2 protein-coding genes are annotated in these 1,771 nt (G+C 62.4%); one reads left to right on the top strand and one right to left on the bottom strand.

The features are described from left to right. Positions 1-1,312 (bottom strand): flavin-containing monooxygenase (locus tag ACFWF3_RS34595; protein WP_379318263.1); only part of this gene is annotated, 1,312 nt, incomplete at its 3' end. 71 nt (positions 1,313-1,383) lie between these two features. Between ACFWF3_RS34595 and ACFWF3_RS34590 the strand changes: the two genes are divergently transcribed. Next, a partial coding sequence (locus tag ACFWF3_RS34590) for an AraC family transcriptional regulator ligand-binding domain-containing protein (protein WP_379318261.1) occupies positions 1,384-1,771 on the top strand: 388 nt, incomplete at its 3' end.

The following is a 1,771-nucleotide window of genomic DNA, read 5'->3' as shown; positions in this document are numbered from 1 at the left end:
GGCCAGGATCTGCCTTGGGTGCGATGGCGGCCAGTTCGTGCCGGTCCATGTGGTTGAGGACCTTGCAGACCAAGCGCGAGGTGAGGTCGCCGCGCAGGGTCCACGAGGCGTTGGTGTAGCCGATGCACATGGCGAAGTTCGGCACTTCGCTGATCATCGCACCCTGCCATACGAATTGTGACTGCAGGTCAACAGCTCGGCCGTCGACTTTCAGCTGGACTCCGCCGAATGCCTTGAGCTGCAGACCTGTTGCGGTGATCACGATATCGGCTTCGAGTACACGGCCGGATCGAAGGCGGATACCTTCGGGAACGAAAGCATCGATGTGGTCGGTGACGACCTCGGCCGCTCCGCTCTTGATAGTTTTGAACAGGTCTGCGCTCGGGATGGCGCAAAGCCGTTGGTCCCACGGGTTGTAGCTGGGAGTGAAGTGGTCCTCGACCAGCTGCGCATCGCCGAGAATGCGGGTGTTCATCTTGATGAGCAGTTCGCGTGCTCCCTCGGGCCGCCGACGGCAGTACTGATAGAAGGCGGTGCTGAAAAGGATGTTCTTGGTACGGATGATGCGATGCGCCATACCGGCGGGCAACATGGCGCGCAGTCGATCAGCGATCTTGTCCCGGCTGGGGACGGCGCTGATCCAGGTCGGTGAGCGCTGCAGCATCGTCACATGGGCGGCGTCTGTCGCCATGGATGGCACGAGGGTCACGGCGGTCGCGCCGCTGCCGATTACGACTACCTGCTTGCCGGTGTAGTCGAGGTGGTCGGGCCAGAACTGGGGGTGCACGATCGTGCCGGTGAAGGAATCGCTATCCGGAAATTGCGGGGCGTGGCCTCGGTCGTAGTCGTAGTAGCCCGCACACGAGTACAGGAAGGTACAGGTCAGCGCAGAGGTGGTTGTTGTTCCGTCGTCGCTGTGCCGTTCGACGGTCAATGTCCATAGGGCATCGGCGATCGAGTAGTCCGCGGCGACGACCTTGGTGTTGTAGCGGACGTGTCGGTCGATGCCGAACTCGGTCGCGGTTTCCTGGATGTAACGCAGAATATCGGGGCCGTCAGCAATGGACTTGGCCTCGCGCCAGGGCCGGAACGGGTATCCGAGAGTGAACATGTCCGAATCGGAGCGAATCCCGGGGTATCGAAACAGATCCCACGTTCCGCCCAGCGCGCTACGGGCCTCGAGCACGGCATAGGACTTGGTCGGGCACTCGGTTTGCAGCCGGTATGCGGCACCCACACCGGACAAGCCTGCGCCGACGATCACCACATCGACATGCTCGGAGCTGGTGGTGGAACGCGGGTCGTCTGTCATAGCAACCAGTATTTGCCGTTCACTGCTCGTAGTTCTTGATCTGAGACGACAAAAATTTGATACTGGGCGACATGCCGATGATTCGTTCCGCAGCGCTGCGCGGGTTCCGTGCCACCGTAGCCGAGCTCGGCGGCAACGCCGACGAGCTGGCCGAGCGGGCAGGGCTACCGCCGGTCGCACTCGACAGCGACGACATTCTCATCTCCGATCTCGTGGCCGCCCGGGTACTCGAGTCCGCAGCACGCCTGCTGGACTGTCCAGATCTGGGATTGCGTGTTGCCGGCCGCCAGGACCTGGGAATGCTGGGACCGCTGTCTTTGGCGATCCGCAACGCCCCCACCGTCGCTGATGCGCTCGAATGTGCTTCTCGATACCTGTTTCTGCATGCCCAGGGAATGAGCATCGCGATGGAGGACGACCCGGACGGGGCGCGCGGTGTACTCGCCCTGAGATACGGGG

Source organism: Nocardia sp. NPDC060220, from assembly GCF_042727815.1.
In the GTDB taxonomy this organism is placed as follows: domain Bacteria; phylum Actinomycetota; class Actinomycetes; order Mycobacteriales; family Mycobacteriaceae; genus Nocardia.
This window is presented reverse-complemented; position numbering and strand designations above follow the sequence as displayed.